This window comes from Acidocella aromatica (genome assembly GCF_014201825.1).
Taxonomy (GTDB): domain Bacteria; phylum Pseudomonadota; class Alphaproteobacteria; order Acetobacterales; family Acetobacteraceae; genus Acidocella; species Acidocella aromatica.
This window is the reverse complement of record NZ_JACHFJ010000002.1, coordinates 174,420-191,401: the sequence shown is the minus strand read 5'-3', so window position 1 is coordinate 191,401 and position 16,982 is coordinate 174,420. Positions and strand designations below refer to the sequence as shown.

Sequence of the window (16,982 nt, the reverse complement as noted above, 5' to 3'; positions counted from 1 at the left end):
TCTCTGGGGCTGGGTGGTGGCATAGAGTATGTCACCCGATCAAGGGTGAATGAACTCCGGAGGCTTGTTTCTACAATGAGTGAGGACCCCTTCAAGAAATTTGGCGAGTGGTTCGCCGCGGCGGAAGGCAGCGAGCCGAACGACCCCAACGCCATGACCGTGGCGACCGTGGGCGCGGACGGGCGCCCAGCCGCGCGCATCTTGCTCTTGAAGTCCTGGGATAAGTCCGGTTTCTCGTTCTACGGCAATCTCGGCTCGCGCAAGGCGCAGAACATGCAGGCGAACAACCATGTCGCGCTGCTGTTCCACTGGAAGAGCCTGGCCCGGCAGGTGCGCATCGAGGGCAGCGTGACGCAGGTGAGCGACGAACAGGCCGATGCCTATTTCGCCAGCCGCCCGCGTATGAGCCAGCTTGGCGCCTGGGCGTCCCAGCAGTCCCGCCCTCTGCCCTCGCGCGAGGTGTTCGAGTCGCGGCTGGAGGAGGTGGAGACCCGCTTCCAGGGCCAGCCCGTGCCGCGCCCGGAATTCTGGTCCGGCTGGAAGCTGGCGCCGGATTACTTCGAGTTCTGGCAGGGGATCGATTTCCGCCTGCATGACCGCTTCATCTTCAGCAAGACAGAGACGGGTTGGGAGACGGGGCGGCTTTATCCCTGAACCTCCATCAGGCGGTGCGGCCACGGGTTTTCCCCGCCGCTTAGCCAAGCCAGCGTGGCGGGCCAGAAATCCGCCGCGTGGCGCGCGTGGAACAGGCCGAAATGGCCGATGTTTTCATGCCCCAGATCGTCCGGGCGCAGCCGCACCGCCTCGCGCGCAGCGTTGCGGTAGTAGCGCAGCGTACGGGCAATGGCCCGGGGCGTGGCGAATTCGTCATCTGTTAGGGTCACGGCCAAAATCGGCGCGGTGACGGCGGCGAAGCGGGCAAGGATCTCCGCCCGCTCCTCCGGCCTGTGGGCGAGTTCCATGCGGGCGCGGCGGAAGCTCCATTCGCTAACCACCCCAGCGGGCAGATCCTCCAGCCAGCCAAGCCGCTTGCCAGGGAAGTAACCATACAGGGCGGTGAGCGCTGGCATGGCGATATTCCACTTGAAGAACAGCCCAGCGCGTTTGGCGCGGTCGTAATCCCGCCAGTAGCCGTACTGTCCGCCCACGGTGAGCAGGCGCGTAATTTGGCGCGCATGCGGCGACAAACCGGGCAGATAGCCGCCGATACTGTGCCCGACCACCAGCAGCCTCGCCCCCGGAGCCTCGGCAGCGGCGTAGCGCAAAGCCGCGTCGAAATCCTGCGTCCCCCAGTCCTGCCATCTGTACCGGCAACCGCGCAGAGATTCCGGGCGGGAGGCGCCTATGCCCCGGTAGTCGTAGGTGAGGACATCGAAGCCGTTGGCGGCGAGATAGGCGGCGTAGCGGTGGTAGTAGCGCGCCAGCACGCCGGTGGCGGGGTTGATGACGGCGATGCCCGCGCGGTCTCTAGCCCCTTGGCGCCACAAATGACCGCCAAGGCGAACACCATCCTGGCAAAAAATTTCAACCGCCTGCGCCGTCCCGGTCATTGGTGCTTACCTCCCCGCTTTATGTAGTGGAGAGAAATCTCCGCCCAACCCTCGGCGCGGCAATCATTCCCGCCCCAACTGCAAGGCCCGGGCATAGACCTGCTTCCTCGGCAGCCCGGTGGCCGTGGCCACGGCGGCGGCTGCGTCTTTGACCGACATGCTGGCAAGCGCCGTGCGCAGGGCTTCATCCAGCGTCTCGGCACTAGCTTCCTCGGCCAAGGCCGGGCCAATGACGACGCAAATCTCCCCGCGCGGCGCATGTTCGGCGTAATGCGCGGCGAGTTCGTCCAGCGTGCCCCGGCGCACTTCCTCGAAATGCTTGGTCAGTTCCCGGCACACGGCGGAGGGGCGGGGGCCGAGCAACGCGGCGGCATCGGCCAGGAATTCGGCCAGACGGTGCGGGGCCTCGTAGAACAGATGCGTGGCACTCAGCCCGGCCAGCTCCGCCCCGCGCAGCGTCGTGAACGCCGCCCGCCGCGCCCCGGATTTGGGCGGCAGAAAACCGCTGAACAGATACGGATGCGGCGGCAGGCCGGAGAGGGTGAGGGCGAGCAGCGCCGCGTTGGGGCCGGGGATGCCGGAGAGTTTCAGCCCGGCATCGATCACCGCGCGCACCAGCCGGTAGCCTGGGTCGGAGACCAGCGGCGTGCCGGCATCCGAGATCAGGGCGAAGCGCGCGCCTCCATGCATCGCTTCCACCAGCGCCGGAATCCGCGCCGATTCGTTGTGCTCGTGCAGCGCCTGGGTGCGGGTGTTGATCCCGTGAGCGCGCAGCAGCGTGGCGCTCGTCCGTGTATCTTCACACAGAATCACGTCAACCTTGGCTAGTGTTTCCCGCGCGCGGGGGGGAAAATCTTGGAGGTTGCCGATTGGGGTGGAAACCAGCACAAGGGACGGCAATGAAGCCGCAATATCCCCGCTCACGGAGGGCCGTGCCGTTGTCTCGTCCTTATTCGCGTCTTGTGCCGTCTCTTCGCTCATATGTACTCCTGGGCGGCACGCTGGCGCTTGCTGGCTGCGTTGGTCAAGTGCCACAGGCGCCACTCAACGCCGGGCCGCCCGCCCAGCTCGCTCCCTCGGCGGCATCTTCGGCGCCTAACGCCTATGGCCGCACCAGCGGCAACGTGCTGCTGCTGGCACCGCTCACGGGCAACCTCGCGCCGGTGGGCCAGGCGCTGGTGAACGCGGCGAAGCTGGCTTTCCCGGCCAATGGCGCCCCCGCGCTGGACGTGCGCGACACGGGCGGCACCCCGCAGGGCGCGGTGGCGGCGGCGCAGGCCGGGTTGGCGGCTGGCGACGGCATCATCATCGGCCCGCTCACCTCCGCCGAGACCCAGGCCGTGGCGCCCATCGCCCATTCCGCCGGGGTGAATGTGCTGGCTTTCACCAATGATGGCACAGCGGCCTCTCCCGGCGTGTGGCCGCTGGGCATCACCCCGGCGCAGCAGGTGCAGCGCGTGCTGCGGGTGGCCGCCGATTCCGGGCGCACCCAGCTTGCCGCCTTGCTGCCGGACAATGATTTCGGCCACCATCTCAGCGACGCAATCAGCGCCCAGGCCTCCGAGCTCGGCGAACCGGCGGCGCAAATCACCTTCTACCAGCCGGGCTTCTCCAACGTGAACCAGGCGGTGGAGCAGCTTTCCGATTTCAGCAATCGCGGCCAGGGGCTGATGAACCAGATCAAGCACGCGCAGGATCTGGGGACCGCCGCCGGGCGCGCCCAGGCCGACAAGCTGCGCCACCAGCAGATCCCCCCGCCCAGCTTCAACGCGCTGTTCATCGGCGCAACCGACGCCAACACCCTGGCCGAGATGGCGAATTTCCTGCCTTATTACGATGTCACCCCGCCGCAGGTGCAATTCCTGGGCCCGGCGCTGTGGGCCAACATCGCACCGCAAATGGCCAATCAGAGCGTGCTGGTCGGCGCGTTGTACGCGGCTCCCGACCCGGCGGCCTCAGCCGCGTTCGATGCCAAGTACCAGAGCGCCTATGGCGCGGCCCCGCCCGCCATTGCCGATGTGGCGTTCGACGCCGCGGCCATGGCCAAGCTCGCGGCGGGCGAGGGCGGCTATACCAGCAGCGTGCTGACGGCCCCCTCCGGCTTTACCGGAACCAATGGCGTGCTGGTTCTGCATCCTGACGGCACGGTGAAACGAGGCTTGGCGGTGTTCTCGGTGCAGCCGGGCCAGCCCACCATCACCTCGCCAGCCCCCAGCAGTCTCAATCAGCCCTAAACAGCACACGGAAAGAAAAAATGCTCGACAAAGCCTGGCCGGCCGCGTTCGCCTTATTCCTGGCGCTGGCGGCGTTGCCGAGCCTCGTGTTCGTGGCGCTGGTGTTCTCGGGCGAGCTGCGGCTCATCCCGGCACTCATCGCCTGGGCGCTTTGCACGGCCGTGGGGGTGGCGTTCAGCATCCTGCTGGGGCGAGATCTGGTGGTGATGACGCGCCTGGTGCGGGCACTGCGCGTGGCGCCCGAGAAGCTGCCCAGCGAGACCACGCTGCTGGTGCCGGGGATGCGCCAGCTGGGACAGGAGGCGATCCGCCTGATCCATGCCGAGCGTCTCTCCCGTACCCGCCAGCTTGCCAGCACGGCGGAGGACCGGGCCCTGGTGGAACGCCTGCCCGACCCGCTGATGAAGCTGGACGCGGATAGCCGGGTTCTTTGGCGCAATGACAGCGCGATCACCGCCTTCGGCAACGAGATGGCCGCCCTGCTGCGCCACCCGGACGTGCGCGACGCCCTGGCCGAAACCAGGGCGCGCAAGCAGGCGGTGCGGCGCGAGATCGCATTGGCCGTGCCGGTGGCGCGGGAGTTGGAGGTGACGCTGATCCCCGTCGGCGAACCTGTCTACATGCTCATCAGCGACCGCACCCGCGAACGCGCGCTGGAGAGGATGCGCGCCGATTTCGTGGCCAATGCCAGCCATGAGCTGCGCACGCCGCTGGCCAGCCTGATCGGCTTCGTCGAGACCCTGCGCGGCCCGGCGGCGGATGACCCTGAGGCTCAGCAGAGCTTCCTTGGCATCATGGCTGAGCAGGCGGCGCGGATGCAGCGCGTCATCGGTGACCTGCTGAACCTCTCGCGCATCGAGATTTCCGAGCATTCGCCGCCCAAGGAGCTGGTGCATCTGCCGCCGCTGCTGGAGCGCATCGCCGCCGGCATGGAGCCGATGCTGAAGGCCGGCAACACCAAGCTGCAGGTGAACGCGCCGCCCGACCTGCCGAAAATCCCCGCCGATGCCGACCAGCTGACCCAGGTGTTCAGCAACCTGCTCGACAACGCGCTGAAATACGGCAAGCCCGGCGGCGTGATAAAACTGACCGCCTCCGCAGCGCCGGACCCACGCTTCGAGCCCGGCGGCGTGGCCGTCAGCGTGGCCGACGAGGGCATCGGCATCCCGCGTGAGCATATCCCACGCCTGACCGAGCGCTTCTACCGCGTGGACAAGGGGCGCTCCCGCGCCGTCGGCGGCACGGGGCTCGGGCTTGCCATCGTCAAGCATGTGGTCAACCGCCATCGCGGGCGGCTGATAATCGACAGCGACACAGGCAAAGGCTCCACCTTTACCATCTGGTTGCCGGGGCGCGGCGCCTGAACCATGGCTGCCGCGCCCTGTGCGGGTGGCTCACCAAGGGAGGAACAGCTAAACAGGCGCCGCCAGAAAATGGGGGAGCCACATGCTGGGTTTGGAATTTATCATCGTGCTGCTCGGGCTTGGCGTGGCGGCGGTTTATCTTCACGACATCCGCCAGACCAAGCACACCATTCTGCGCAATTACCCGGTCATCGGCCATGTCCGCTACTTCGCCGAGACATGGGGCGAGTACATGCGCCAGTACCAATATCTGCCGGACTGGGCGGAACGCCCGTTCAACCGGCTGGAGCGCAGCTGGGTATACCGTTCGGCCAAGGGGCTATCCAACCTCATCAGCTTCGGCTCCGAGAACGTGCCGAGCTTCATCTTCCGCAACGCCGCCTTTCCCATCCTCGATGAGGACAAGAGGCCCTATCCCGGCAAGCAGATCGGTATCACGGAAGGCCCCGGCGCAAGCCGCGAGCCATACATGGCCAAGAGCTTCTTCAACATCTCGGGCATGTCCTACGGCGCGCTCAGCCGCGCGGCTGTGACATCGCTCTCGCGCGGGGCGAAGATGGCGGGCGTGTGGATGAGCACGGGCGAGGGCGGGCTCTCTCAATTCCACCTCGATGGCGGGGGAGATCTGATCATGCAGATCGGCACCGCGAAATACGGCGTGCGCGACGAGCACGGAAATCTCTCCGATGACCGGCTGCGCGAGATCGCGGCCTATCCGCAGGTGCGGATGTTCGAGGTGAAGCTGGCCCAGGGCGCGAAGCCCGGCAAGGGCGGCATCCTGCCCGCGCATAAGGTGACGCCAGAGATCGCCAAGATCCGTGGTATCCCCGAGGGCAAGGACAGCATCTCCCCCAACCGCCATACCGATATCGGCAATATCCGCGAGCTGGGCGTCTTCATCGAGCATGTGCGCACCGTCACCGGCAAGCCGGTGGGGGTGAAGTTCGTGATGGGCGATCCCGGCTTCGTCGATGAATGGTTCGCCTACTGTGCCAATAACCCGGCGCATTGCCCGGATTATGTCCAGATCGACGGTGGCGAGGGCGGCACTGGCGCGGCACCCGAGCCCCTGGCCGATTATGTAGGCCTGCCGATTACCGAGGCGCTGCCCTATGTGGCTGGGCTGCGGCACGAATACGGGCTGGATAGCCGCATCCGCATCATCGCTTCAGGCAAACTCATCACGCCGGACAAGGTGGCCTGGGCGTTGTGCATGGGAGCGGATTTCATCTCATCTGCGCGCGGCTTCATGTTCTCGCTGGGCTGCATCCAGGCGATGAAATGCGGTACCGGCCATTGCCCCACGGGTGTCACTGCTGTCGATGAGCGGTTGATCAAGGGGCTCGACCCGGCGGACAAGGCCGTGCGCGTGGCCCGCTACGCCCAAAAGGTGCGTGACGAGGTTGAGATCATCGCGCATTCCTGCGGCCTCACCGATGCCAGCCATTTCGCGCCCCGGCATGTCACCGAGATCGAGCGCGGCGTGGCCGGTTTCCGCGCGCAAGCGGGCTGATGTATCTGCTTCCGCTATTCCTGCTGGCGGCCGGGCTGAACATATTGCTCGGCATGGGGGCGTGGCCTTCCGTGCTTGCGGGCAATCTGCAGGACCCGGATTCCTATATGCGTCTTCTGCGCATCGAACAGGGGATCCGGGCCGGGCATCTGCTCACCAGCGTGGCGGGGGACCAGTCCGGCGCGGGGGTGATGGTGGAATGGTCCCGTCTGCTGGATATGCTGCTCTGGCTGATGGCCGCGCCGCTGACGCCGTTCATCGGCTGGCATAAGGCGCTGTTCGCCGCCGGGCTGGCGCTGGGGCCGCTGGGCGTGGGCTTTCTCGGCGCGGTGCTGGCCTGGGCGGTGGAACCCTTCGCGCTGCGGCGGTATTTGTGGAGCGCCGCCCTGGCCGCCGCCGTGCTGCCGGGAATCGTGACCATCGCGGTACCGGGCGTGGTGCATTACCATGTGCTGCTGCTGGCGATGATCGCGCTCACCGCTGGTTTCACCGCGCGGGCATGGCGGGACAATAGCTGGGCCGGGTTCCTCGCCGGCCTGAGCGGTGGCTTCGCCATCTGGCTCACGCCCGAGACCATGCCCTTCGTGCTGATGGCCTATGCCAGCCTGCTGCTGCGCTGGTTCACCACGCCCAACGCCACCGTGCTATTCACCACCGCTGCCGGGTGCTTCGACGTGCTGATGGTGGGACTGTTCATCGACCCTCCGGCGGGCGGGTATTTTGCGCCTGAGGTTGACCGTCTCTCTTGCGTCTATGCCGCGATGGGGCTCCTGTTCCTGGCGGGCGCTTCGATGCTGACGAGGTTGCCAAACCGGCGCTGGCGCGGCGTGGCCGGGTTCGTGGTACTGGCGGCGTTGTTTGGCGTGTGGGTCGCGATATTCCCCGGCGTGGTGCTGGGGCCTTACGGGATTCTGCCACCCAATCAGGCGCAGGCGTTCTTTGGCGTCATCACCGAGCAGATGCCGGTGCACGGGCGCGATGCGGTGATGTTCCTGTTTCCTGGTGCCGCCGCCCTGGCCTATGCGCTGTGGCGCGGGCTGCGCCGGCATGATCGGGTGCGGGCATTGCTGACGCCGGAGATGCTGAAGCCGCGAGGCGATGGCCGCGTGATCTGGCTGTATCTGGCCCTGTGCGGCGCGGTGGCGCTGGTACTGGGCGCCAAGTTCCTGCTCTTCGTCGGCTTCTCCACGATTTTCGCCGCGGCGATGCTGCCAGTGGCACTGAGTCAGGCGAGCGTCGGGCTGGCTGAGAAGCCGCTGTTTGCCAGCTTGGCGCGGGTTGGGCTGCTGGCGCTGGTGTTCGGCGTGCCGGAGTTGGCGGCGATCGCCAACGCTTCCCCCAAGCAAACCGCCGCAACGCCAGTGCGGAACTACCCAAGTTGCAAGCTGCATAACATTGCCCCGTTGCTGGCCCAGGCCGCCGGGGATGTGGTGCTGGCAGGGCCCGAGGCCGCGCCCGAGCTTCTCTACCGCACCCATGTGCAGACGGTGGGGTCCCTGTTCCACCACGGAATCGCCGGTTACATGCGCGACCGCGCCGCTTGGCGCGCTGTGCCTGGCATCGCCGTACCACCGGAGGTCACCGCCACGGGAGCGGCTTATGTGCTATTCTGCCCCAGCCCGGCACGGTATCTGCTGGTGGCTGATCTGCCCAAGGCCACGCTATGGGATACGCTGGAAGCCGGCACGCCGCCGCCCTGGCTCAGCGCCGCCGGGCGGAATGCGGAGGGGTGGACGCTTTACAAGATTACCCGCTGAAGTCGTCCGCCCGGCATAGGCGCGGGCACGCCTGTGGTAGAGGGCAAAGACAGCGGCAAGCCCCGCAGGGAACGCACCGCTAAATAGGCGAAGCATTGCGCCTCCAACGCATCGCCGTCCCAGCCAGCAGCTTCCACCGGCTGCACTGGCACCGGCAATAGCTGGGCCAGCAGGCGCATCAGATGCTTGTTATGCCGTCCCCCACCACCCACCAGCACGCGCAAAGGCGGGGCAGGCACGGGGGCGCGGGCAATGGCGGTGGCAGAGAACGCGGCCAGCGTGGCGGCGGCGTCCGGCGGGTTCAGGCCCTCGATGGCCAAGGCGATCAGCCCCGAGAACGTCAGCCGGTCCAGCGATTTGGGCGCGGGTTTGGCGAAATACGGATGCGCCAGCAGTGTGGCGAGGCGGCTTTCATCCACCCGGCCCGAGGCGGCGAGCGCGCCGTCCTTGTCGTAGGGCTGGCCGAGATGTTTCTGCGCCAGATCGTCCAGCGGGCCGTTGCCGGGGCCGGTATCGCAGGCGACGATCTCGCCATTCGGCCCCAGCCAAGTGATGTTGGCTACCCCGCCGATATTCACCACCAGCAGCGGCTTGGGCAGATCGTGCGCCAAAGCCGCATGGAACAGCGGCGCAAAGGGCGCGCCCTGGCCCCCAGCCGCGACATCGGCGCTGCGGAAGTCATACGCCACGGGGATGCGCGCAATGTGCGCGAGCAGTGCGGCATCGCCGATCTGCCAAGTGCGGTGCGCCTCGGGGGCGTGCAGAATCGTCTGGCCGTGAAAGCCGATGACATCGGCCGAGCGTCCGACCATGCTTACCGCGATGGCGTGGTCACGAGTAAGGCGTTCCTCCACCTGCTTCGGGAACGGATCGTCCGGCGAAAGGGTAGGAGCAAGATCCAACAGACGGCGCAAATCGGCGCTCAAATCGTCCTCGTAGCGCAGCATCACCGTGGGACCAAAATGCGCGATGCGTTCACCGTCGGTCTCGATCCAGGCGGCGTCCACGCCGTCGAGAGAGGTGCCGGACATGAGGCCAATGGCGCGTAACGGTTTGGTGTGCATGTAATTTGTGTTAGCGTTTGCTTACAAAAGAGAGAAGGCCGCTGGTGCAGACGCGCTTATACGAATATGGCAGGCTGGCATGGCGGATGGCGGCCTGGGGAGTGCTTTTGTGCCTCTGGGCGCTGTGGTTCCAAGTGTTTTTGGGCAAGATGCTGCCGCGCTTGCGGTATCTCACCACCGATTTGCTCATAGGCAATGACCCGCCCTGCTTAAAGCCCGAATGCGATTTCTCCGATTTCTGGCGCGCGGGGCTGACGGCACGTCTGCCTGGGGGGAGTTTCCCGCATCCTTCGGTACACCCTGGCGTGCAATTTCCCCTGCCTGGCGGATATCACGAGGGTTTTCCCTACCCACCGACGATGCTGCTGCCGGCAGGGCTGATCTCGCATCTGCCCTTCGAGCCTGCGTTTTTTGTCTGGACCGCCGCCTGGATCGCCGCCGCAGCCTTGGCGCTGCGCTGGGCCAAGCTGTCCTGGCCGGTGATAACGGCGGCGCTGCTCAGCCCGGCGGCGCTGTGGAATATCGAGTTGGGGCAAATGGGGCTAATCGGCGGTGCGCTGCTGGTGGCTGGGATGTTGGCGCCGGGCAGGCCGTTGGCAGGCGGCGCGCTATTGGGGCTTCTCTCATGCAAGCCGCAGTTCGGTCTGCTGGTTCCGGCCGTGCTCGTGGGCGGGCGGAATTGGCGTGCTGGGCAAGGCTTCTTGCTCTGCTGCGCCACCCTGTCACTCGCTGTGTTGCTCTGTTTCGGCTGGCCGGTCTGGCACGATTACCTGCACGCCGGGGCGCATGGCGGCATCTCGCTGCTGAACGCTCCCTTTGCGCCGGGGGTGGCTGAGGGCAGTGGAGTCTCAGTGTTCTGGCTGCTGCGCAGTCTGGGGGCTGGGCTTGGGCTGGCTTACGCGGTACAGGCAACCATTCTGCTGCTTGCCTTTGCCGCCACGGCGTGGCTCTGGCGCTCTCCCGGCTTTGCACCGCTAGACCGCGTGGCGCTCACCGTGATTTTGACCCTGCTTGCCACACCCTATGGTTATACCGACGATATGGTTGGCTTCTCCATTGTGCTGGCGGCTTTGGCCGAGCGGCGGGGCTGGCAGATCGGCATGCTCGATGCGCTGTTCTGGATGTGGCCCGCCATCTGCCAGCCAGTCTCCATGGCGACTGGCGTGCTGTTTACGCCCATCATCGTGGCGCTGGCGTTGGGCCGCACGCTGTGGGAAGCAGGCTGGAAGGAGCCGGCGTGACACGGTTGAGGGAATATGCGCGGCTGGCGCGGGGACTGGGCACTTATGGGGGGCTGCTCACCTTTTGGGGGCTTTGGATCGCGATCTTTCTCCATTTCATGTTGCCGCGTCTGGGCTATCTCACCAGCGCGCTGCCGATAGGCAACGACCAGCCCTGCGGCCGCCCGGAATGTGATTTCTCGGATTTTTGGCGCGCAGGTTTAACGGTGCGCTTGCCGGCAGAGGTGCTGCATCAGTTCCTCTCTCCCCTGCGCCCTGGCGCTTTATTTCCGTTGCCTGGTGGTTATGCCGAGCATTTTCCATACCCGCCACCGTTCTTACTGCCCGCAGCCTTGATCTCGCACTTGCCCTTCGAAAGTGCATTCTTCGCCTGGACCTTGGGGCTTATCGCCCTGGCCGTGGCGGTTCTGCGCTGGGGCGGGCTGTCCTGGCTGGTGATCGTGCTGGCCCTGCTCAGCCCCGCCGCGCTGTGGAACACCATGCTCGGGCAGCTGGGAGTTGCTGGCGGCGCGTTGCTCGTAGCCGGGCTGCTGCGGGCCCCCGACCGGCCGCTCGTCGCGGGCGGGCTGCTGGGGCTGCTCACCTGCAAGCCACAGACGGGCATTCTGGTTCCCGCCGCCTTGCTGGGCTTGCGCAGTTGGCGGGGCATGGCAGGGTTTGCCGTCATCTGTGCGTTGCTGGTACTACTCACTCTGGCGCTGTTCGGTTGGCCGGTCTGGCAAGCGTATCTGGGCCATGGGCGGGCCGGGAGCGCCACGCTGCTCACCGCCACATTCGCGCCGCGTACCGCCCAGGCCAGCGGCGTTTCCATCTTCTGGATGCTGCGCAGCCTGCATGCGAGCGTCGGGCTGGCGGGGGCTGTGCAATTGACCGCCGCGGGGCTGGTCATGGCGGGCGCTGTCTGGCTCTGGGCCAAGGGAAAGATGGAAGTGCTGGACAAGGCCGCGTTTACCGCGCTGCTCTCGCTGCTGGCCACGCCCTATGGCTATACCGACGACATGGTCGCCGCCTCCGCCCTGTTGGCGGCGCTGGCCGAGCGCCGGGGCTGGCGGATCGGGCTGCGTGAGGTCGCGTTTTGGCTCTGGCCGGTGTTCTGCCCCACCGTCTCGGCTCTCACCGGCGTGCTGTTCACGCCGCTTGTGGTGACGCTGGCGGTTTGGCGGGTGTGGGAGGACGTGGCTTTGCGCAGCCGTGAGGCTGTGCTACCGCCCCGGCCCACAGGAGCGTGATGATGGCGAAAAGCGAATTTCTGGCCGAGGCGAAGGCCCGCGGCTTTGTGTTTCAATGCACCGACGAGGAGGCGCTGGACGCCGCCTGCGCCGCCGGGGCCATCGCGGGCTATGCCGGGTTCGACCTGACGGCCGACAGCCTGCATGTCGGGCACATGATCCCCATCATGCTGCTGCGCCTGTTCCAGAAGCATGGGCACAAGCCGGTGGCCTTGCTGGGCGGCGGCACCACGCGCATCGGCGATCCGAGCTTCCGCGAGGAAGCCCGCCAACTGCTCACCGAGGAGAAGATCGGCGAGAACCTCATCGGCATCCGCAAGAACCTCGAAGCCTTCATCGATTTCTCGAAGGGCGCGGTGCTGGTCAACAATGCCGATTGGCTGGACAAGCTCTCCTACATCGCCCTGCTGCGCGATGTCGGCGTGCATTTCTCCGTCAACCGCATGCTGTCCTTCGATTCCGTGAAGCAACGGCTGGAGCGCGAGCAGGGGCTGACCTTCCTGGAGTTCAACTACTCCATCCTGCAATCCTATGATTTCCGCGAGTTGCTGCGCCGTGAGAACGTGGTGGTGCAGTTCGGCGGTTCGGACCAGTGGGGTAACATCGTCTCCGGCATCGAGCTGGTGCGCCGCACCGAGCAGAAGAGCGTGTACGGCCTCACCACGCCGCTCATCACCACGGCCTCTGGCGCCAAGATGGGCAAGTCCGCCTCGGGCGCGGTGTGGCTCTCGGCCGAGAAGCTGAGCCCCTATAATTACTGGCAGTTCTGGCGCAACACCGAAGACGCCGATATTGGCCGCTTCCTCAAGCTGTTCACCGATCTGCCGCTGGACGAGATCGCCCGGCTGGAGCAGCTCGGCGGGGCCGAGATCAATCAGGCCAAGATCATCCTGGCCACCGAGGCAACAGCTCTGGCCCATGGCCGCGCCGCTGCCGAGGAAGCCGCCGAGGCCGCGCGCAAGCTGTTCGAGCAGGGGGTGGCGGCGGACGGGCTGCCGAGCATCACCATCCCCGCCGCCGAGTTCGGCGAGGGCATCCCCGCCTTCGCGCTGTTTGTGAAGGCCGGGCTAGCCGCCACCAATGGCGAGGCGCGCCGGTTGATCCGCGGCGGTGGCGGCCGGTTGGACGACGTGGTGGTTGCCGACGAGGCGCAGATGATCGCGCCTAAGCCGGAGCAGAAGCTCTCGGCCGGCAAAAAGCACCATGTGCTGATCAAGCTCGGCTAAAAGCCGCCCGCCAAGCCCGGATCGCCTCCGGGGCGAGATCCACGCAGCGTGGTGAAAAGGCGCAGGTGACTCCTACCAGCGCCCCCACAAGCCGGCGGGTATCAGCCCCGGCCAGGGCAAATCTGCCAGCAGTTCCGCTAAGGCTTGCGGGGCGGCCATGCCATGCACCAGCAACGCAGGTCGAAGCAGCGGTCAGGCTCTGCCGCCGCATGCCAGGCGAATTGCAGATAGCGTGCATCAGCGGCGAAAACACGACATTCGAGAAGTGTGCTCACAAACGGTTGGAGCCAAAAAGGGCAAACAGCAGCCAAAACGGAAGGAGTGTTGCCTAAACTATAGCCATCATTGTGGCACTGTAAAATCTTCCGAGGCACAGCCTGCAAAAACCATTGGCAAAGCCGCAGCATTGCGTTGCAAAAACCTCATATGCGTGTTGACGTGGCAATCGGAAAGTAAGGAGCCTGCATGTCGATCCACGCCGCCATCACGCATCGCACCTCGTACAAATACGACCGTCCAGTGACCCTGGGCCCACAGACGATCCGTCTCCGTCCCGCTCCTTACGCCCGCACCCCCATCATCTCTTACTCCTTGCAGGTTTCGCCCAAGCCGCACTTCCTCAACTGGCAGCAGGACCCGCAGGGTAATTTCCTGGCGCGCGTGGTCTTCCCCGAGCGGGTGACGAGCTTTGATGTGGTGGTGGACGTGGTTGCCGACATGGCGACGATCAACCCGTTCGACTTCTTCCTGGAGGAGCAGGCCGAGACTTACCCGTTCCCGTATGACGAGGTTCTGGCCGAGGAACTCGCCCCGTTCCGTGTGCTCAACGCCCCCGGTTCGCTGCTTACCGCGCTCATCGCCGAGATGCGCGAAGCATTCGACGGCAAGGACCCACGGACCGTCGATATGCTGGTGGAGGTCAACCGCGTTCTGCATGAGCGCATCAGCTACGTGGTGCGCATGGAGCCGGGCGTGTACTCGCCCGAGGAAACGCTGGGCCTGGGCAAGGGGTCGTGCCGCGACTCTGCTTGGCTGATGGTGAACCTGCTGCGGCATCTGGGCCTCGCGGCGCGGTTCGTCTCGGGCTACCTCATCCAGCTCACCGCCGACGTGAAGCCCGTGGATGGCGGCGCGGCCGGGCCAGAGGCTGACTTTACCGATCTTCACGCCTGGGCCGAGGTGTATCTGCCCGGCGCTGGCTGGGTGGGGCTGGATGCCACCTCCGGCCTGTTCGCGGGCGAGGGGCATATCCCGCTTGCCGCCACGCCATCCCCGCAATCGGCTGCCCCTATCTCCGGCGGCTTTGTCGCCGAGGATGGCACCGAGACCGAGTTTGAATTCCATATGGAGGTTAAGCGCGTCTCCGAGACCCCGCGCGTGACCAAGCCCTACACCCCGAAGCAGTGGCAGGACATTCTGGCCCGCGGCGCCGCCGTGGACCGCACGCTGCTCAAGGGCGATGTGCGCCTGACCATGGGCGGCGAGCCGACTTTCGTCTCCGCCACCGACCATGAAGGCGCGGAATGGAATATCGACGCACTGGGCCCCACCAAGCGCGCCTATGCCGGACGGCTGATCCGCAAGCTCGCCCCGCTTTGGAGCAAGGGGGCGGCGCTTACCTACAACATGGGCAAGCATTACCCGGGTGAGCAACTGCCGCGCTGGGCCATCCACGCCCATTGGCGGGCCGATGGCGAGCCGGTGTGGAAGAACCCGGAGCTGCTGGCCTCGGACGACGATACCGACAACGCCAATGCGGCGGATACCGAGACCTTCGCCCAGGCTCTGGCCGAGCGGCTGCAGGTTGACCCCGGCCTCGTCAACAAGGCCTATGAGGACATCCATTATTACCTCTGGAAGGAGAAGCGCCTGCCGGCGAATGTCCTCGCCGAGGATTCCAAGCTACGCGACCCGCTGGAGCGCGCCCGTCTGGCCAAGGTATTCGGGCAGGGGCTGGCGTCTTCCGTGGGCTCCGTGCTGCCGCTACGCCGCGTGATCATGGATGGCGCCCGCCACTGGCAGTCCGGCAAGTGGTTCTTCCGCGACGACACGATGTTCCTCATCCCCGGCGACAGCCCCATCGGCCTGCGTCTGCCGCTGGAAAGCCTGCCCTGGGCCGATCCCTCGCATATCGAGGCCGATTACGAGACCGACCCCTTCGCCCCGCGCGAGAAACTGCCCCGGCGTGATTCCATGCAGATGACCCGCGAGGGTTACGGCGGTTCAACTATCGAGGGCTTCCGCCCCGTGCCACAGGAGGCCCCGGTGGTGGGGCGCGAGGAACCGGGCATCGTGCGCACCGCCTTAGCGGTGGAAGCGCGCGATGGCATCATCCACGTCTTCTACCCGCCGCTCTACGACGTGGTGGACTGGCTGGAGCTGACCGCCGCCGTGGAGGAGACCGCCCAGGAATTCGGCCGCAAGGTGGTGCTGGAAGGCTACCTGCCGCCCGAGGATCCGCGCGTGATCAATTTCTCCGTCACCCCGGACCCGGGCGTGATCGAGGTGAACATCCACCCGGCGGGAAGCTGGGGCGAGATGGTGGAACGCACCACCCAGCTTTACGAGACGGCCCGCGAGGTCGGGCTGGCGGCCGAAAAGTTCATGATGGACGGACGGCATGTTGGCACCGGCGGCGGCAACCATGTGGTCATGGGCGGCCCCACCCCGGCGGACAGCGCCTTCCTGCGCCGCCCGGATCTGCTGAAGTCCATGCTCGGCTTCTGGCACAACCATCCCTCGCTCAGCTTCCTGTTCTCCGGCCTGTTCATCGGCCCGTCCTCGCAGCACCCGCGTATCGACGAAGCGCGCGACGATGCGGTGAACGAGCTGGAGATCGCCTTCCAGCAGGTGGGCCGCCAGAACCAAACCCCGCCCTGGCTGGTGGACCGGCTGTTCCGCAACATCCTGTGCGACATGACCGGCAACGGCCACCGCACGGAATTCTGCATCGACAAGATGTACGCCCCCAATGGCGGCTCGGGCCGGCGCGGGTTGGTTGAGTTCCGCGCCTTCGAGATGCCGCCCCATGCCGAGATGTCCGCCGCGCAGATGCTGCTGATGCGTTCGGCTGTCGCGGCGTTCTGGGAGCGCCCGTATGAGCGTTCTCTGGTGCGCTGGGGTACCCGTCTGCACGACGAATTTCTGCTACCCCATTACAACGAGGCTGACTTCAAGGGCGCGCTGGAGGAACTGGCGGCTTACGGCTTCCCGCTCGATGCCGAATGGTTCGCCCCGCATCTCGAATTCCGTTTCCCCAAGCTGGGCGAGGTCGCAGTGCGGGACATTCAGTTGGAGTTGCGTCACGCACTGGAACCCTGGCACGTGCTGGGCGAGGAGCAAACCTCCGGCGGCACCGCCCGTTACGTGGACAGCTCCGCCGAGCGCCTGCAGGTGAAGGTGGATGGCTGGGTGGACGAGCGCTACGTGCTGGCCTGCAACGGCGCCGCCATGCCGATGCAGCGCACCGAGACGCAAGGCCGCTACGTGGCGGGCGTGCGCTTCAAGGCGTGGCAGCCTTACTCGGCGCTGCACCCCACCATCGGCGCGCAGGTGCCGCTGGTGTTCGATGTGTACGACAAATGGACCGGGCGCAGCCTGGGCGGCATGACGCATCATGTGGCGCATCCGGGCGGGCGGTCTTACGAGGATTTCCCCGTGAACTCGAACGCCGCCGAGGCCCGCCGCCGTTCGCGCTTCTACCCGTTCGGCCACACGCCGGGGCCGTACCCCGAGCCGCAGCCCGTGGCCGGGCCGGAATATCCGCGCACGCTGGATCTGCGTCGTGCATAGCGCGCCAATCAG

At 66.2% G+C, this 16,982-nt stretch carries 12 protein-coding genes; 9 read left to right on the top strand and 3 right to left on the bottom strand.

Annotated elements, in window-relative coordinates:
• The first annotated feature begins 75 nt into the window (after window positions 1-75).
• Entirely contained in the window at window positions 76-654 is a 579-nt protein-coding gene (gene pdxH / locus HNP71_RS03445; protein ID WP_183265477.1) for a pyridoxamine 5'-phosphate oxidase, read from the top strand.
• On the opposite strand, the gene HNP71_RS03440 is transcribed toward pdxH, so the two are convergent.
• Window positions 645-1,487 carry an alpha/beta hydrolase family protein gene (locus HNP71_RS03440; RefSeq protein WP_246344048.1) on the bottom strand — a complete coding sequence of 281 codons (843 nt, stop codon included), beginning with the start codon at window positions 1,485-1,487 and terminating at the stop codon, window positions 645-647. The two genes, pdxH and HNP71_RS03440, sit on opposite strands and share 10 nt — an antisense overlap.
• 126 nt (window positions 1,488-1,613) lie before the next feature.
• On the bottom strand, window positions 1,614-2,531 hold the full coding sequence (rsmI, locus tag HNP71_RS03435; RefSeq protein ID WP_183265475.1) for a 16S rRNA (cytidine(1402)-2'-O)-methyltransferase: 918 nt from the start codon (window positions 2,529-2,531) through the stop codon (window positions 1,614-1,616).
• Window positions 2,532-2,578: 47 nt separating this feature from the next.
• Here rsmI and HNP71_RS03430 point away from each other — a divergent pair, with 47 nt between their 5' ends.
• The 4 genes from HNP71_RS03430 to HNP71_RS03415 all read left to right on the top strand — a co-directional run bounded on the left by HNP71_RS03430 (window position 2,579) and on the right by HNP71_RS03415 (window position 8,418).
• Window positions 2,579-3,784, top strand: coding sequence for a penicillin-binding protein activator (locus HNP71_RS03430; protein ID WP_343062196.1), 1,206 nt, complete (start codon window positions 2,579-2,581; stop codon window positions 3,782-3,784).
• A 20-nt stretch (window positions 3,785-3,804) separates the two neighbouring features.
• Window positions 3,805-5,148 carry an ATP-binding protein gene (locus HNP71_RS03425; protein ID WP_183265473.1) on the top strand — a complete coding sequence of 448 codons (1,344 nt, stop codon included), beginning with the start codon at window positions 3,805-3,807 and terminating at the stop codon, window positions 5,146-5,148.
• A gap of 82 nt (window positions 5,149-5,230) precedes the next feature.
• On the top strand, window positions 5,231-6,661 hold the full coding sequence (locus HNP71_RS03420) for an FMN-binding glutamate synthase family protein (RefSeq protein WP_183265472.1): 1,431 nt from the start codon (window positions 5,231-5,233) through the stop codon (window positions 6,659-6,661).
• The gene (locus HNP71_RS03415; protein ID WP_183265471.1) at window positions 6,661-8,418 is read left to right on the top strand and encodes a hypothetical protein; all 1,758 of its coding nucleotides are present in this window, start codon (window positions 6,661-6,663) and stop codon (window positions 8,416-8,418) included. Before HNP71_RS03420 ends, HNP71_RS03415 begins: the two co-directional genes overlap by 1 nt.
• On the opposite strand, the gene HNP71_RS03410 is transcribed toward HNP71_RS03415, so the two are convergent.
• A complete protein-coding gene (locus HNP71_RS03410; protein ID WP_183265470.1) occupies window positions 8,400-9,482 on the bottom strand; it encodes an anhydro-N-acetylmuramic acid kinase in 1,083 nt (360 codons plus the stop codon). The two genes, HNP71_RS03415 and HNP71_RS03410, sit on opposite strands and share 19 nt — an antisense overlap.
• Window positions 9,483-9,526: 44 nt before the next feature.
• Here HNP71_RS03410 and HNP71_RS03405 point away from each other — a divergent pair, with 44 nt between their 5' ends.
• The 4 genes from HNP71_RS03405 (at window position 9,527) to HNP71_RS03390 (ending at window position 16,970) form a co-directional block, all read left to right on the top strand.
• Complete coding sequence (locus HNP71_RS03405) at window positions 9,527-10,723, top strand: glycosyltransferase 87 family protein (protein WP_183265469.1); 1,197 nt, start codon at window positions 9,527-9,529, stop codon at window positions 10,721-10,723.
• Window positions 10,720-11,952, top strand: coding sequence for a glycosyltransferase 87 family protein (locus HNP71_RS03400; protein ID WP_183265468.1), 1,233 nt, complete (start codon window positions 10,720-10,722; stop codon window positions 11,950-11,952). Before HNP71_RS03405 ends, HNP71_RS03400 begins: the two co-directional genes overlap by 4 nt.
• A gap of 2 nt (window positions 11,953-11,954) precedes the next feature.
• On the top strand, window positions 11,955-13,178 hold the full coding sequence (gene tyrS / locus HNP71_RS03395) for a tyrosine--tRNA ligase (protein ID WP_408840591.1): 1,224 nt from the start codon (window positions 11,955-11,957) through the stop codon (window positions 13,176-13,178).
• 465 nt (window positions 13,179-13,643) lie between these two features.
• On the top strand, window positions 13,644-16,970 hold the full coding sequence (locus HNP71_RS03390) for a transglutaminase family protein (protein ID WP_183265466.1): 3,327 nt from the start codon (window positions 13,644-13,646) through the stop codon (window positions 16,968-16,970).
• Window positions 16,971-16,982 lie beyond the last annotated feature (12 nt).